Source organism: Paenibacillus sp. 37 (genome assembly GCF_008386395.1).
In the GTDB taxonomy this organism is placed as follows: domain Bacteria; phylum Bacillota; class Bacilli; order Paenibacillales; family Paenibacillaceae; genus Paenibacillus; species Paenibacillus amylolyticus_B.
Genome location: NZ_CP043761.1, coordinates 2,997,625 through 3,016,983, shown reverse-complemented (window position 1 = coordinate 3,016,983; position 19,359 = coordinate 2,997,625). Strand labels below are relative to the sequence as shown.

At 47.5% G+C, this 19,359-nt stretch carries 1 protein-coding gene; it reads right to left on the bottom strand.

Annotation, left to right across the window (positions count from 1 at the left end; genetic code table 11):
- Positions 1-61 precede the first annotated feature (61 nt).
- Positions 62-19,291 carry a non-ribosomal peptide synthetase gene (locus F0220_RS13135; RefSeq protein ID WP_149846570.1) on the bottom strand — a complete coding sequence of 6,410 codons (19,230 nt, stop codon included), beginning with the start codon at positions 19,289-19,291 and terminating at the stop codon, positions 62-64.
- Positions 19,292-19,359: the final 68 nt, after the last annotated feature.

Sequence of the window (19,359 nt, the reverse complement as noted above, 5' to 3'; positions counted from 1 at the left end):
CCTACTTTCATGTTAAAAAAAGGTTGGCGTTTCTGACTCACGAAACGCCAACCTTATAATGTTATTTAGTGCTTGTCAGCAAGAGTTCGTTGATGAGCATTGCATTCTGTTCCACAATTTCTGGATAGTTTTTGTCGATCATCTCCATATGTTTGCCGTAACCTTTCACTTGTCTGAATTGTCCTGTGGTGGATTGGGCCCACAAGGCAATCGAAGCATTGGCATTCAAAAGTCCTGAAGTCACATAACTGATGTTACCATCAATCGTACCAAAGGTTATGGCTTCATGAACATACAGGTAAGACTTCGTAATCAGCTCCAGCAAATAGTCATTCGCCAATTTTTCAAGGTCTTGATATTGACTCATGTTGAACTTTTGCTGAATCTCCTGCCTGATTTGTTCTTCAGTCAGACGATGCTCTTCCACCTCTGTTCGGTATTTTGAGTCCAGTATAATCAGGTCACGCACTTCATATCCTCTGCGATTAAGCTCTTTGGCTACATCGAAGGCCAGCACTCCACCCGAGGAGTAACCCATCAGTGTGAACGGGCCCTCCTTTTGAATATCAATCATCATTTGGGCGTAACGAGCAATCCGATCTTCTGAAGTGATGAAATTAAAGCTGTAAACTCCGAACGAGTCCAGATGCTGAGCAAGCGTCATGTAGGCAATCCCCATGGAAGCAGCGGGAGGAAAACAGAAAATAATCCGATTTTTTTCGCTCGTCCGGGTTAGCTGCATGTAATCTTCGGTGTAGTCCTCCAGCAGATCTTTGGCTTTCTCAACAAAGGCCGCCAGATCAGCAATGGTCGGTTTTTCAAAAATGTCCTTAAACGGGATTCTAAAATTCAACAGACTGTACAAACGGGATACAAAAGACATCACGTTTAACGAATTCGCACCCAGCTCAAACAGATTTGCATGTATGCTAATCGGCTTCACTGGAAGAATGTCCTCCCAAATATCTGTCATATGGCGTTCCAGTTCCGTTTCCGGTGGTGTATAGGAATGTAGAGCTGTCACACTGCCCTCGGGCTCAGGCAATGCCTTCAAGTCCACTTTTCCGTTCACCGTCAATTGGAGTTGATCCATCACAATAAAGAATGCAGGTATCATATATGCGGGAAGCTCGTCAAGCAATCCCTGTTTCAGTTGAACGATGTCCATCTTTTTACTCGGGTCCACAGGTACGATGTACGCACAGAGATAGCTCTGCTGAGCATCATCTTGCCGGGGGGTCACAATTACATCTTTGACTTCCGGTTGTTGTAGCAAACGATGTTCAATTTCTCCCGGCTCAATACGGTATCCCCTAATTTTCACCTGATGATCGATTCGTCCGAGGAATTCCATGTCGCCATTAGGCAGCCATTGCACCAAATCACCTGTCCGGTATAGGGTAGTCCCTTCTTTGAACGGATTGGGTACAAACTTCTGCACCGTTAGTTCTGGACGTCCGAAGTATCCTCGGGATACTCCATCACCTCCAATGTAAAGTTCCCCTGGTGAACCAGCCGGAAGCAGTTGCTGCTGTTGATTCAGCACATATAACTGTACATTTGCAGCAGGTTTCCCAATAGGTACTGAGATTCTCGTGTCCGTCTCGGGATTGTACGGATGGATCATACAGCCTACAACCGTTTCCGTTGGCCCATATTCATTAAAGATCTGAACCTTGCCTCCGAAACTTTCGTACACTTCCCGAGCCAATTCCGATTTCAGGTCCTCACCACCTACAATCAGGCACTTGATACTGGAACGGGTATTGTCCATATCCTTAATCAGATTCAGATGTGATGGTGTCAATTTAACCACGCCTGCTTGCCGATCCCTGAATACATTCAGGATCACCGGTTCATCTCCGCTGGTTGGATATACCACTATTTTATTTCCAGTAACCAGCGGTGTAAAGATCGAAGTGATCGTCAAATCAAACGCAAAGGAAGAGTACAGGGCAAAATCAAGCTCCTGATTCTGCAAATAAACGTCCTTCGCCCAGAAAATATAGTTGATCAGACCGCTGTGCGGAATCATTGTGCCTTTTGGTTTCCCGGTCGATCCTGAGGTATAAATCATATACGCTATATCCTCCGGTCCAGCTTGCAGTTCCAATGGTTCTGCTGAATAATGGCTATAATCCGCATCAATCGCTACGGATGTTCTGCCTGACACGGTATGGCCTTCTCCCATTTCCAATATAATCGGTGAACCGCTATCCTCCAAAATAAATGTAATTCGTTCTGCGGGATATTCCGGGTCAATGGGCACATACGCTCCGCCCGCCTTCATAATAGCCAGAATGCCAACAATCATCTCGGGTGAGCGCTCAACCATAATACCCACCATGGAACCTGGACCAACATGGATAGCCTTTAAATGTCTTGCCAATTGATTCGATTTTATGTCGAGCTGATTGTAAGTCAGCGCATTATCGCCCAACGCTACGGCAATATGTTCAGGAGTCTTGGCGGCCTGTTCACTGACCAACTGATGCATCATTTTGCCCTTTGGATAGGCTGATGCGGTATCGTTGTACTGATCCAACAGGATGACCTGCTCTTGTTTGGTCATGATTTGGATATCATCAACCCGCAAGTTTTCATCTGTCACAATTTGTTTCAACAGCGTAAGCATATGGTCTTCCATGACTTTCATCAGGGCTTCATCATATTTGCCCGAATCATAAGCAAACTTGATTACAAGCTCTTCACCAGGTATTGCAATGAGATTGAATCCATAATTCGTCTGTTCCTGACTATGGACATCCTCAATGACAAACCCAATATCACTCGCGCCCTGTTCCACGAGACTTGAATCCACCGAGTAATTTTCAAAAACCATAATATGATCGATCAAATCTCTTTTCAGACTGCTCAAAGACGCAATTTCAGCCAGACCCAGATGGTGATGCTGACTCCCTTCAATCGATAAGGCCTGCATATCTCCAACCAGTTGTTTGAAGGTATGTCCCTCATCCCATTGAATCCGTGCAGGAATGGTGTTGATAAATAAACCAACCATGTTTTCAATCCCTCTTACCTGCGCTTCTCTCCCGGATACCACCGTTCCAAAGACGACATCCGAAGTATCGTTGTACTTCGCAAGCATGATTCCCCAGACACACTGCATAACCGTATAAAATGTGACATGGTTCCGGTTGGCAAGGTCATTCATTTGCTTCGTGAGCTGTCTGGAAATGCGGAATTGATGCTCCTGTGGAGTGACCCCATCGTTCAATGAACGAGAAGCTCCTGCTGGCAACTGAACCTTGTTCTCATATCCGCCCAGATAATTCCTCCAGTACGAGATGGCTTCATCCTTGTTCAACGCCTGCAACCATTCCACATATTCACTGTAAGGTACAGGCTCGTGGAGCTGAATGTTTTTCCCAGTACGTTTGCATTCATAGAGATGGACCAGCTCTGCAAGAATGATGCCTCTTGCCCAGCCATCAAGCAAGATATGATGGTTACTCCAGATTAACGAGTATTGCTCCTCATTGGTCTGCAACAATTCAAATCGAACCAGTGTATCTTTTCCAAGGTCAAAGCCTTTTCTTTTGTCCTCCATAGCAATTGACAATACACGAGTGCCTCTGTCCTGTTCTGGCAATCCTCGAAGATCCCGGTATACAAAAGCAGCCCCGCGGTTTTGACAAATAATATTCCGCGGCTCTTCCGTAACTTGGTATTCAATGGAAGCACGAAGCATTTCGTGACGTTGCATCAACAGGGTCAGACTCTCCTGAAACCGATCAATGTCAAGATTTCCTCTGATATTCATGATCAGCTGCTCAAAATAAACCCTGTCTCCGCGATTCTCAAGTGCATGGTACAGCATCCCGCGCTGCATGTTGGCCAAAGGATATATTTTCTCAATTCGCTCTGGGCCGAACTTTTGCGTAATCACTTTCAAATTTTGCAGCGTTACATATGGATCTCCATAATCGGATGGCGTTTTTTCGGCCTGCTGTTGCTGCGCGCAATGTTCAATGACCTGTTGAAGCATTTTTTGGTAGGTTGTTGCAAAGTTCACTACAATGGATTCATCAAACAACTTGTGATTGTAAGTGATGTTAATCATCAATTGACCATCAGCCACATAGGCAATAACTTCCATTGGATTGGCACGAATCACATCATCACCAACCGGATTGCCTGCTGACAACCAGGAAGAACGAAACAGACCACTATTGATGTCCTGATCCATCTGTCCCAAATAGTTAAACAACAGGGGCGGTGTCTGCTCTTTCAACATTGGCAACTCATTGGACATATACTTCAATATGCCGTAACCGATTCCTTTGGCTGGAACTCTTCTTAGCTGCTCTTTAACATCCTTGATCGTTGTGCCAAGCCCTTCCTCATTCCCGAGATCGATACATACCGGATATTTGCTTGTAAACCAGCCAACTGTACGACTGATATCCAATTCGTCTCCCATAAGCTCGCGACCGTGACCTTCCATCGTTACCTTAATTTTGCTCGCTCCTGCACACTTCCTGATGGAGAGAGCGAGAGCAGCCAGTAGAATGTCATTAATTTCGGTATAGTAGGCCTGGTTTGTCTCTCGTAAAAGTTGAGTGGTCATCTCCCGGTCCAGCGACACACTGCTCATTCGATTATCACCGTAACGGTATTCATCCAGATGAACTTCATGCCTTGGAAGAAAACCGGTCTCTTCCTGATCCGTCTTGATCCAATACGCCCGCTCTTTCGCGAGACGCCCTCCCTTCGCATAGTCGTTCAGGAAAGAGGCATAGTACGGGTAAGAATCCGTAATCGGATAAAAAGAAAGATCTTGTCCTTCCAGAAGCTGCTGGTATCCTATCGCCAAATCTTCCAATAAAATTTTCCAGGATACACCATCAATTATCATATGATGGATTACAAGGAGCAGGTGATCTCCCTGATCGGTTCTGAAAATGACAGCTCGCACCAGCGGCCCCTCGAAAATGTCTATGGATTCCTGTATACGGGAGGCTGCCTGCTGCACCTTGATGAACAATTCCTGCTCATCAAGACCGTTCATGTCCTGTACCTCCATTTGGAAAAGACCTGCTTCATAATCGAGCTGGGTCTGCACCACCTTGCCTTGTTCCTCATGATAGGACATCCGCAAGACATCGTGATGCATCATTAACCCTTCCATGATCTGCCGGACTGTCTCTGGATTGAATCCCTCCTCGCGGTACAACATCAGGGACTGATTAAAGTGGTTCATTCCTGTACGTTGATGCTGCAAGAAATAAGACTTCTGGATGGGTGTAAGATCAACTGGACCCGTCACAGGCTGCTTCATCCGATTTATAAGGGAATCTTCTCTCATGTAACGTCCCAGCAACTTGATCTGTGGATGGGCAAATAGCTCTTTCATGGTGAGCTTTTTGCCAGCTCTGGACAGTCTGGATATAATTTGCAATGCTTTGATGGAATCACCACCGGAAGCAAAGAAGTGATGGTTAATGCCCATTGGCTTGAAGCCAAGCACCTCTTCCCAGATCGAAACGAGCAACCTCTCCGCCTCGTTTCTTGGGGCCTCATAGACCGTCTCTCCACCCATGCTTGCATCCGGTTCGGGAAGTGCACGTACATCCAATTTCCCATTGCCGTTCAGAGGCAGGGTATCCAATTGCATACAATGCGTAGGAATCATATATTCAGGCAATTCGACACCCAGATGAATGCGAATTTCGTCCAATGGTATCGATCTGTTTGCGGTGAAATAGGCACAGAGTACGGCAGCCTGTTCCTGGGCTCCAGGTACGATAACGGCCTCGCGTACACCTTCCAGAAGCAGCATTTGTTTTTTGATTTCATCCAATTCAATCCGATAACCACGCACTTTCACCTGGTTATCCTTCCGACCTGCCAGTTCCAGCTCACCATCATGTGTCCAACGGGCAAGATCTCCTGTTTTGTACATGATCTGCCCCGGCTGAAATGGATCTTCAACAAATTTCTCTCGGGTCAGTTCTGCTTGATTGAAGTAGCCGGTGGATACTGCTTCACCCGTAACACAAATTTCACCGAAAACACCCCGGGGCACCAGATGATTATGGTTATCCAGCACGTATACCGCTGTGTTATCGATCGGTCTGCCAATAACCGGATAATCCATAAAGGAATGAACATTTACAGACGATATGTGATGAAAAACGACACCAATCGTCGTTTCAGTTGGACCATAATGATTCATGATCCGGCTGTTTGGATATTCTTGAAGATACTTTTCCACATCCGTTGTATTCGTCTTCTCTCCACCAAGCACAACCAGCCTCAGCACAGGCTGCCATTCTGTAAATGCAGGATCATGGAGCAGCAGATTGAATAATGAAGGTGTCAGTTTGATGAATGTGATACGCTGTGAAGCCATCATTTGTAATACTCTAGCCGGATTGGTGTAGTCTTCCTTGCTTGGAACGTGAAGCTCTCCGCCCTGCAACAAGGATGAAAATACACCTGTGTATCCCAGATCAAAAGCACTGGAAGACATCAGCATCGTTCGATCTGCCGTAGAAATTCCCGCCTCGCGGATGAACCATTGTGTGTAATTAACAATATTTCGGTTGCGAACCAAGACACCTTTCGGAGTACCTGTTGAACCTGATGTATAGATCATATAGACCTGCTGTTCAGGCGAAGTCGGCAGAGATAGATCCGTGTAGTCAAAGCTCTCGATACTGCCATCGTTAACCTGACACACATCGCCACTGAAAGATAACTCCTTGGACAACGGATGATCCGTCAACAGAAGGATAGCCTGACTGTCTTTCAAAATAACATTTGTCCTGTTCACAGTCTGCTCAGGATCAATCGGTAAATAGATGGCTCCCGTTTTAAGAACGGCCAGCATGCTTATAATCAAGTCCACAGATGGATTAATGCTTACTGCGATAACCGAATTCGGTACAGCCCCTCTTGCTCTCAACGAGCGAGCCAGTTGATTAGCGCTGCGATTCAACTCTTCATAAGATAATTCGTTTTCTCCTGACACAACTGCCCGTTGCCCGGATGACTTCCTCACTTGCTCCTCGAACAGTTCGATCAGGGCTGCATCTGTTCTGTATTGCACAGGTTGACCACAGGATAGCTGCATAATGGATTTTGTCTCTTCTGACGTGATGAATTGAATATCCTGCAACCGCAACGCGGCATCGTTACTGATATTATCCAGCAACTCAGTCAGGTGGCCTGCCATACGCTCTATTGTTTCAGGCTTAAACAACTCCGTAGAGTACGTAAATACACATTTGATCCGGCCCTCAGCTTCCATTGCGGTTAAAGTGATATCAAATTTGGATCGGATGTTACTTGGAGGAAGTGAGCTGAATTGCACACCCTCTATCGCAAGCTCCTCACTGTCATAATTCTGGAATACCAGCATCGTATCAAACAAGGCACTTCGGCTCATATCTCTTGCCAAGGCAAGCTGTTCAACCAGTTCATCAAATGCATAATCCTGGTTTTCATAGGCCTGAAGTGTGTTCTCCTTGATCTCGTTCAGATACTCCTTGAACGTAAACGTGCCTACGGGACGATTCCGAAGTGCCAGCGTATTAATGAACAAACCGATTACATTTTCCAGCTCCGGCTGTGAATTACCTGCTATTGGTGTCCCCACGATGATATCCTCTTGCCCGGTGTATCGATGTAACAGTGTTGTATAACCAGCAAGCAGAAGCATAAATAAGGTTACGCCCTCTTGATGAGCCAATTGAGACAGCCGTTGCGACACACCCTCAGATAACTCGAACGGAAACAGTTCGCCTTCATAATTGCGGTGTTGTGGTCTTGCATAATCGATAGGCAGATCCAGGAGCGGGACTTCCTCTTGATAGGCACTGAGCCAGTAGTCCTTCTGTGCCTGCATCACTTCCGTTGTTCTGGATAGTGCCTGCCACTCGGCATAATCCCTGTATTGCAATTGTAGTGGTTCAAACGTTTGTCCTTCATACAGGGCGATCAGCTCCCTGGTCAAAACGCCCATAGAAACACCGTCCGCAATAATGTGATGCATATCCATAATCAGACTGTATTCAGCCGGCCCCATCTGCACAAGTTCGACCCGCAGCAACGGAGCCTGAGTCAGATTGAATGGACGTACAAATCTCGCCTGCCACGCTTCTAAAGTCTGGTCACCCAGCTCGAGAGATGTGATCCTGAATTCCACCTGTTGATCAATTCGTTGAACTGGCTGTCCATCAACCATATGGAAGGAAGTCCTGAATGATTCATGACGCTTGATCAGATCCTGAAAGGCTCTTTCCAATTGGCGTACATCCAGATTTCCAGATATTTTCATAGCATAAGGCATATTGTAGGCCAGGCTCGAATCTTCCAGCTGATGCATAATAAAAAGCCTTTTTTGTGCGGACGAAAGCGGATAGAACTCCTTGGTTTCCGCTTTGGTTATGGTCACATATTTGCTGGAACGAGCAGAATCAATCCACTGGGACAAGGCTCTAACCGTAGGCGTTGCAAATACTTGTCTCAAGGGTATGGCCACACCGAATGCCTTATGGACACGAGATACGAGAGCCGAAGCCTTCAGCGAGTGTCCTCCAACTTCAAAGAAATTGTGGCTTACGCCAATACGGTCATTCTTTAGAAGCTGATGCCAGAGTGCAAGCAATTCCGCTTCCACCCTGCTTCCCGGAGCTTCATAACCCCCAAGTGCAGACATGCCCGCTTCCGGGGCTGGCAGCGCTTTACGATCCACTTTCCCGTTGGAGGTCAATGGCAATTGATCCATCTTTACAATGTAGGCTGGCATCATATAATCCGGCAATTGAAGAGACAACTGTTGTCTGATCTGTTGCGTAACTGCGTCATCTGCTACCTCGTTTAGGGTGATATATGCGCAGATATATTGTGTATGCTCTTCATCCGCCCTGGCTACAACGAATGCATCCTTGACGACAGGAAGCTGAAGCAATTGATGTTCGATTTCACCCAATTCAATTCGATATCCCCGAATTTTGACCTGATGGTCCATGCGGCCCAAGTACTCCATGTTGCCATCTGCACGCCATCTGGCCAAGTCGCCTGAACGATACATTTTCTCACCAGGATAGAACGGATCTTCGACAAATCGTTCTTCCGTAAGACTGGATCGGTTGAGGTATCCTCTGGCAAGCCCTTCTCCTGCAACGTATAGCTCACCTGCACATCCTACAGGCTGTAATTGGAGATACTGGTTCAGAATATATGCCCGGAGTGTAGGGATGGGCTGACCTATATTACTTCTGCCCATTTGCATATCAGACAGGGTAATCTCCTTATAGGTAACATGAACCGTAGTCTCCGTAATGCCGTACATATTAATTAATTTTGTAGATGGATAACGCTTATGCCATGCTGTCAATAATGACGGACTTAGCGCTTCTCCGCCAAAAATGACTTTTCGCAAACTCAATTCCTTCCTCGGACGTTTTGCCTCCTCATGCATCAATCGATAGAAGTAAGATGGCGTCTGATTCAGAATGGTTACCTTTTCACGGATTAATAATTGCAGGAATTCTCCAGGCTGTTGGGCGACCAGATGTGGAACGATAAGTAAGGTTCCTCCGTACAACAGTGCTCCATACATCTCCCACACCGAAAAATCAAAACAGAAGGAATGGAACATCGTCCATACATCGTTCTCGCTGAAATTAAATCGATTACGGTCATTGATCAACAAACGCACGACATTTTTATGCTCAATCAGTGTTCCCTTCGGATTCCCAGTCGTACCTGAGGTATAAATGACATAGGCGAGATCATGTGACTGAACGGATGTCTCCAGATTTCCTGCATCCAGGTGATACGAGTTCTCTTCCTCCAAGACAACGTATGAACCCCGGTGAAGTCCACGATCCATTCCTTTTTCAGAAACTACCAGCAGGCGGATGCCCGAATCCTCCAGCATATAGCTAATACGATCATCCGGATAAGTGGGATCAATAGGTATATATGCGGCTCCCGCTTTTAACACTGCCATAATGCCAACGATCATATCGATTGACCGATCCGCCATAATCCCAATGAATTGCTCTGTTCCTCCTGTAAGCGAAAACAACGTACGGGCCAGTTGATTGGAACGCTCATTCAGCTCCATGTACGTCATATGACGATGCTCATCCCGGACAGCAATTCGATCAGGCGTACGTCGAACTTGCTGCTGGAATAGCTCATGAATGGTCATATTTCGCGGGTAATCCGCATCAGAGTTATTGAAAGAATTCAGGAGCACCTCACACTCTTGACCAATCACAAGTTGAATGTCAGCAAGCTGATGATGATCAGCTGAAGTAACTTGTTCTGCCACACTCCTAAAATGTTGATCCATACGCTCGATGATGGATGAATCATATTTATTACCATCATACGTAATCACAAGGGTCAGGCTGTCGCCAGGTGTTGCCGAAATCAGGAATCCGTAGTTGCTCTGTTCCTCCGCATGCAGTCCGGTAATTTCAAAACCAACCCCAGTGCTGGATTGTTGAACGGCTCCATGATCCAGGGCATAGTTCTCAAATACAAAGACGTGATCCATTAATTCCTTATTGAGATCACTCAATGCCTGAACCTCAGCCAGATTCAAATAATTAAATCGCTGACTTTCAACGGCTTGTTTCTGAACGGCCTGGAGTACGTCGCCAAAATGCTTTTGATGCGGGTAACCAATCCGAACGGGAATCGTATTGATGAACAACCCTATCATCTCTTCTATGCCTTCAACTGGCGCTTCTCTGCCAGAGACTACGGTTCCAAATATGACGTCCTCCGTATCATTATATCTGGCCAGCACCAGACCCCAGATACATTGAATGACGGTATTCAACGTCACCCCATAATGAGCACCTATTTCATTTAATTGGCGGGTTAACTCCTGACCCAAAGATATCGTCTGTTCTTTTCGCAAATACGGAACATCATGCTCTGTAAGAAGCAAACCTGGAACACTCGACTGTGTGTCATAATTCTCCAGATAACGTCTCCAATACGCTTGGGCCTCATCCTTGTCCTGACGAATGAGCCATTCAATATATTGATGATATCGTTTCGGCTCCTTCAGGTTGTGCGCCTTATTCTCAAGCTTGGCCTTATAGATCTGGAACAGCTCGGATAATATAATTCCCAGACACCATCCATCCAGCAAAATATGATGATGGCTCCATACAAGGGTATAGGATTCATCTGTGGTGCGAAACAGAGCTGCACGCATAAGCGGCTGTGTATCCAGACGGAAACTGCGAGCCTTATCCTGCTGTGAAAAAGTTTCCAACTGTGCTGCTGATTGATTTGCTTCCAAAGCTGTCCAGTCTTGAAATTCAAATTCAATGGTGAGATTTTGCATAATGACCTGTCTCGGTTCTTCCAAATCTCGATGTATAAATGAAGCTCTCAACGCTTCATGTCTGTTCATGAGCTCATTGAAACTGGATTGCAGATCATCCGGGTTCACTTCCCCGCGAATCTCCATGACCGTTTGCTGGAAATACGCAGTTGATGACGGATCTTCCATCGCGTGAAAGAGCATGCCTTGCTGCATATTGGTTAATGGATAAATCCGTTCAATGATCACGCCCGGACAGGCTGACTTAATAAGATCTAACTCCTCCAGTGCCAGGTTTGGATCACCATAGTCGGAAGGCGTATATGTCGTTTCACGCTGAGACAAGCAATGGTCCACAATTTCCGTTAATCGTTCGAAAAACGTCTCTGCAAATCGGCTTACAAGCGGCATGTCCACCGCAGTTTGGTTTGCTGTTACGTTGAGATGTAACTTCCCACCGGAAACGAAGGCGTTCAGTTCAATCGGGTTATTTCGGGCGATATGGCCACCAATCGTTTGCCCCGTAGAGAAACGAGACTCCCGGAACATGGCTTCCCCAATCATGCCTCCGTCCATCTCACCGAGATAGTTAAACGAAATGGATGCTGGACGCTCCGTCTGCAACTCCGGCATCCGGGCCACATATTTCAGCGCTCCATAGCTGAAGCCTTTATGAGGTACCTTGCGCAATCCTTCTTTCACCCGTTTGATGGTGACCGAAAGCTCGTCCTCTACCTCCCCTTCCAGCAGTACCGGGTACAGGGTCGTAAACCAGCCCACGGTGCGGCTGAGATCGATGCCTTCCAGCACATCCTCCCGGCCATGGCCTTCCAGGTTCACTTTCAGCTTCAGCTCACCCGTCAGCTTCCGCACCGCGAGGTACAGCGCACTAAGCAGCAGATCATTGATCTCCGTCTGATAGGCCCGATTGCTCTCCCGCAGCAGCTGCCGGGTGACTTCCATACTCAGGGTGCTTTGCACGGTATGGCTGTCCGCAAATCGATCTGGTTCCGCCGATTCCTCCCGCTCTCCCAGGTTCAGCCCCGCCCCCTCCGCTGCAAGTCTACTCCAGTAGGCTCGCTCCTTCGCGGCCTGCGGGCTGTTCGCGTAATCCTGCACAGCTTCTGCGAAACGCTGGTAAGAGTCGGTCTTCTCGCCCGCATCCAGCTCTTCTCCCCGCTCCGCCTGCTGATACAGCACTTCCATGTCTTCCAGCAGGATTCGCCAGGACACCCCGTCCACGACTAGGTGATGAATCGCCAGCAGCAGATGGTCCCCGTTCTCGGCTTCAAACCACCCGACCTGTACCAGCTTGCCCTCTTCCAGGTTACATGCCTGCTGCACCCGGGTAGCCGCCTCATAGACCTGACGCTCCGGTTCATCCCAGCCCCGTGTATCAAATCGGTGCAGGGTATACATCCGCTCTCCAGTTTGAACCGGACGGTTGAATTGGCGGATGCTACCATCTGCTTGCATCTCATACCTCATGCGCAGCGCATCATGATGCTCCAGCAACCGATCCAGCACCTGTTCCAGCACGTCCGGCTTGAACCCGGCTGCCCGATGCAGCATGAAGGACTGTGTGAAGTGGTTTTGTTCCGTCGTGTTGTTCGCAAAAAACCACTGCTGAATCGGGGTCAGCTGCACTTCTCCTTCCACCGGCTCCTGGCTCCGGCGCTCACGCTGATCCCATTTCACATACGGGGAGAGATCCCGAATCTTTGGATAGGCAAACAAATCCCGGACCTCCATCCGCAGTCCCGCTCGGGCCAGACGTGATCCGATCTGGAGTGCCTTGATGGAGTCTCCCCCGGAGACAAAGAACTGGTGATTGATGCCCAGCTCCTCCATGTTTAACACGTCACGCCAAATGTCCACCAGTAGGTGTTCCACCTCGTTGCGCGGTGCTTCTGTCTCCGGCGCGGCAGGCAGATGGTGGTCCGGCTCAGGTAACGCCTTGCGGTCCAGCTTGCCATGAGACGTCAGCGGCAGCTGATCCAGCTGCACCACATAGGCTGGGATCATATAATCCGGCAGTTCCGCTTCCAGCCAGTCCCGAACGGTAGCAGCTGTCCACACTGCTTCGCCTTCGGCTACAACATAGGCGCATAACGCCCCATTTCCCTGCGGGTCCTGATGAGCCAGAACCGCTGTTTCCCGGATCGCCGGATGTTTCAGCAGTTGTTGCTCGATCTCGCCAAGCTCAATCCGGTATCCACGGATTTTCACCTGTTGATCGGTACGCCCCATAAATTGTAGGTTGCCACCAGGTAGCCAGCGCACCAGATCACCTGTCCGGTACATTTTGCCGCCGGGTTCATACGGGTTGTCTACAAATTTCTCGGCTGTCAGTTCCGGATTATTAAGGTAGCCCCGTGCCAGACTGTGACCGGCAATGTACATCTCCCCGGTCACACCTATCGGACAGAATTGAAGATGATCATTCAAAATAAAAATTCTTGTATTCGTAAAAGGTTTGCCTATAGGAATGACACCCTCTATGGAATCGACTTCATGCAGAGTGGTAACCACCGTATTTTCCGTTGGTCCGTAAGCGTTGATCAGCTTGTAATTCGGAAGATTATGAAGTTTAAGCTGCTCTCCCCCCGAAACGAGCAAACGTAATGACGAATTTGGCAGTTCAACAAATGATTCACATACCTTGGAAGAAAGAGTCGCAACCGTTATTCCATACTCCGATAAGTATTCATTCAGCCTCAATATATCCAGTCTCAGCTCGGTCGGAATGATATGAAGTGTAGCCCCTGACATCAGTGCAGGGAAAATTTCACTAATCGAAGCGTCAAAGGTCATTTGGAGATAGTTTGCCACCCGGTCTCTCTCAGTTAACTGTAGAGCATCTATATATCCACAACAGAAGTTGGTCAAGGCGCTTTGCTCAACCTGTACCCCCTTTGGCATACCTGTAGAACCTGAAGTGTAGATGATATATGCCAAATCATCAGGGTTTGTGGTCATCGTTGCCGAATCAGCTACAGACGGAATTTGGAGTGATGCCGCAGCATTCCAATCCTTCAATGCTGCCTCATCCAGAATGAATGTCACACATTCGGAATCAGCAGCTCTGAGCCGATCTGACCAAAGGTTCTGGGTCACAACCAGTCCTGCCCCGCTATCCTGAAGCATGTACCGGATTCGCTCAACCGGAGTTGATGGGTCCAGTGGTAAATAAGCTCCTCCTGATTTCATAATACCGAGAATGCCCGCAATCATTTCTACAGACCGATCCATCATAATACCAACGACCGTTTCTCTGGTTACACCACGCTGACGCAGGCGAGCTGCCAGGAAGTCTGCCGCCTCATTTAGCTCATAATAGGTCATGCTTCTGCCATCATGCATAACCGCAACCTGATCAGGTGTCCGCAGAGCATTTTGCTCAATCCACTCGTACACCCGCTGGTGCAGCGGATAAGAGCAGGCGTTATCATTATAGACATGCTGTAGCGTCTGCTTCTCTTCCTCAGATACGACTTCAAACTCACCCAGCTTGCCTTGGGGATTGCTTAATATCCCTTTTAACAATTGAATAAAATGATGGCTCATGTTTTCAACCGTTTGAAGGGAAAACAGATCACTGCAATATTCCAGTTCAAACTCAAGTTGGCCATTCTGTACAACAGCAGCAAGAGTCAGATCAAATTTGGCAATGGGCAGTTCCGTCTCATAAGGCTCAACGTGTAAATCAATCCATTGTTGTCCGGATGTACGCTCAAGCTCCAGATTTTGCAGCACAAACATCGTATCCACCAATGCGTTTCTGCTTCTGTCTCTTGAGACACGAAGTTTGTTGATGAGCTCATCAAGCGGATAATCCTGATTTTCATAAGCCTGTAATGCATTCTCCTTCACTTCTCTCAGGAAATCACTGAAGGACCGTTCCGCTACAGGATAATTCCGCATGGCAAGTGTATTAACAAACATACCGATCACCTGCTGGAGATCTGCGTGTTTACGCCCCGCAATCGGAGATCCCACGACAATATCATCTTGTCCTGAATATCTGGAAAGTAAAGTTGTATAAGCAGCCAGCAGTACCATATATAGTGTCGCTTCATGATCTCTGGCCAATTGATGCAGTTCACGTGTGAGCTGTTCGTCACAAACAAATCGCACCCGGTTTCCTTTAAAAGAGTACACTTGCGGTCTTGGCCAGTCTGTTGGCAATTGAAGAACCGGAATTTCTCCCTCAAATCGATTGAGCCAGTAGGTCTCCTGTGTCTTCAGCCCTTCACTATTAAACCAATCCTTCTGCCACTCGGAGTAATCCTTGTACTGTAACTTCAGCTCAGGCAGAGATTTCCCCTCATACAATTCATGAAACTCCTGAACAAGCACACCCGTTGACACACCATCTGCGATAATATGATGCATGTCCATCACGACTGCATGTTCCTGTTCACTGATTTTCACAAGTTCAACCCGCATTAATGGGGCCTTGTCCAGCTCGAATGGACGAATTCGATCCGAAAGCGTTTCTTCCAGAGATCGGCTTCCCAGTTCAATATGTTCAACAGCAAACGGAACATGTGAATGAATCCGTTGGACGGGTTCGCCATCCACAATGACAAAGGACGTCCTGAATGACTCATGTCTCTGTACCAATTGCCGGAATGCCTCTTCAAATCGCACCACGTCCAGTTCTCCAGATACCTTCATCACTGCAGGCATATTATATGAAGTTCCGGTATCCGAAATCTGATGCAGCATATGAAGTCTGCGTTGAGCAGAAGAGAGTGCATAATAGGGCTTTGATTCGGCCGATTGTATGGAAAGATAGTCCTCTTTGGCAGCAGATTCAATGTAATTGGCAATACCTCGGATGGTTGGAGCAAGGAAAAGCTGTCGAATCGGCACCATCACCTGAATCTCTTTGTGAATTCGTGATGCCAGTGCTGTCGCTTTGAGTGAATGACCGCCGGACTCAAAGAAGTGATCATGAACCCCCGCAATCTGCACTCCCAAAATTTCTTTCCATATGGTGCAAATGCGATTCTCCAGCACCGTACTTGGTGCTTCATATTGGTCATGCTTCAAATGCTCTATACATTCTGCCGGTTCAGGTAGCGCCCTGCGATCAACCTTTCCATTTCCTGTTAGGGGAAGCTCATTGAGCAGGATAAAATAGGAAGGAACCATGTAGTCCGGCAGGCGCTCCGATACATACGTACGAATTCCGGTGGTTGTCAGCGCTGGATCAGCCTTTAGATATGCAATCAATATGTCCTGGTCGGCTGCATCTTTTCTCGTCACTACGACCCCTTCGCGAATCCCTTCATGCTCCAGCAGAACATGCTCAATCTCGCCCAATTCAATGCGGTAACCGCGCAATTTAACCTGATGGTCCAAGCGTTCGAGAAACTCAATATCTCCATTTTGGAGCCGGCGTACTCGATCACCTGTGCGATACATCCGTGTTCCCTCAAGCAAGGGATGTGGAACGAATCGGGAATCGGTTAGTTCCTTGTTATTCAAATACCCCAAGCTCAAACCATCTCCGGAGATACATAACTCTCCTGGAATACCAGCTGGAACGGGATTCTGGTACCGGTCCATCACCCAGACCGAAGTATTGGCAATTGGTTTTCCGATGGGAAGGTTGGTAACCGCTGCTTCGATGGACCTAATGGGATAAGCTGTAGCAAAAACCGTGCTTTCTGTGGGTCCGTATACGTGAATCAGGCGATCCGATCCGAGAATATCCAGTCCTTTCCTGGCCTGGGCCACGGATGCCCGCTCGCCCCCAAATAATATTTTGCGGAAGCCGCGAAGACATTCCGGCTCACGATCAACGAGCAGATTAAACAGTGCGGTCGTCATGAAAGAAACCGTGACTTTCTCACGAACGATAACTTCGGCGAGCGCTTGGGTGTCCAGAACCGTGTCCTGCTTGAGCAGAACCAGACTGGCTCCGTTCAAAAGTGCGCCAAAAATATCAAAGACAGATCCGTCAAACGCATAATTCGAAAGCTGCAAAATCCGGTCTTCCGGGCAAATATCAATGTAATCCGTCTCACATACAACCCGAATTACGTTTGCATGAGAGATCATCACTCCTTTGGGCAATCCGGTAGAGCCAGACGTGTAGATCATGTAGGCCAGATCATCCATGCGGCTCTCCTTGTCAGGCTTCACTTCCATTACCTGTGTGGCAGCCGCCATCTCCATGACCGCAGGCATATGATTCATGTAGTCCCCATACAGCGGTAACATTGGAAAATTCAGCGGTGCCTGGCTGATCCATTCGGGCTGTGTCAAGAGCACCGCAGACCTGCTGTCCTGAAGCATATGACTTATTCTTTCTTCCGGCCAGCCCGGGTCCATGGGAAGATAAGCTGCCCCTGCTTTCAGAATCCCGAGTATGCCCACAATCATCTCTACCGAGCGGTCTGCCAGCAGTCCTACCACTGCCTGCTTGGGTAGCCCAAATTCGTATAACCGGGATGCCATTTGATCCGCTTTTTCCTGCAATTCACGGTAGGTGATGTGCATATCATCCATAATAAGGGCGGTGGCATGAGGCGTTTTCTGGACTTGTTCATCAAAAAGCTGGGGAATGGTTTTCCATTTGGGATAATCCGTCACAGCCCCATTTGAAACCATTTCAAGCATCGGAAGTTCATCGTTCAAGACGAGAGTAATATCCTGGATATGAATACTCTCATCTGACGTAATTTGATGGATAATCGCTTTCATATGCGTCTCAATCTGATCCATCAGAGCCGGTTCATAGACATGTTCGTCATAAATGAGCAGCAGCGTCAACTTCTCTCCAAGTCCAGCAGCCATTGTAAACGGATAGTTAGTTCGTTCCTCTCCAGTGATCTCGTTGATTTCAAAACCCAGATTGGACCGCTCTGCCATCTTCCTCGTATCCAGAGCATAATTTTCAAACACAACGACATGATCAAGCAGATCATGTTTGAGTTCAGTGCGGGCCTGCACCTCGGCCAGACTTAAATATTGATACGCCTGACTGTTCAATGCGTCCGACTGAATCTTTTTCATAAGCTCCACAAATGGTTGCTCTCCAGAAAAGGTGACACGTGTAGGAATGGTATTGATAAACAAACCAACCATATTCTCAATGCCATCCACGGCTGCATCCCTCCCAGATACAACGGTCCCAAAGACAGCATCTTCGTTATCATTATATTTGGCGAGCAGAAACCCCCACATCGCTTGAACGACGGTGTGGAGTGTCACGGCATGTTTCTGCGCCATCTCTTTCATTTTTGTGGTGAGAGCTTGGGAAAACTCTATTTTCTTCTCTCTTCTGGAGAACGCCATCTCACTTGTTGGTCGGTTTATCGAAGGCAAGCCGGTCTTCTCACTGTATCCTGACAGATAATGCTCCCAGTACCCAAGGCCCGATTCCTGTTCCTGCTGCTGGAGCCACTTCATGTAATTGCTATAGGGACGGGTATCTGCCATTTTAGACGGTAAGCCATTGGATCTATCAGCATATATATCCAGCAATTCATTGAAGAGAATGCCCATGCTCCAGCCATCCAGTATCATATGGTGAAACGTCCAGATCATCTGGAAATGCTGTTCACCAGTACAAACAAGAGCGATTCGAAGCAGGCTGTCCTTGGACAAATTAAATCCTTTTGCACGATCCTTCTCCATAAAATCTTGCATTAAGGCAGCGACTTCATCGTCTGACCTGCCCCTCAGATCGTGAAAGGTAAACCCGATCGTCCGCCTCGCAAGCACAACATGAACGGGCTCCTCCAATTTGGTATGAACTGAGGCTCTCAATATTTCATGTCGTTCAAGCAACTGATTGAAGCTTTGCTCCAGAATTTCGGGATCTATCTCCCCGCGGATATCCAGTACCGTTTGTTCAAAATAGGCATCTTCAGACGGATTTTCGAGCGCATGAAACAGCATTCCTCTTTGCATCGGGGATAATGGGTATATTTTCTCGACTTTTGCCTTCATGGACCGATATCATCTCCTTATTGGATCGTACCTAAGCTGTCCTAAACTTGGGATGAAAATAGACAAAT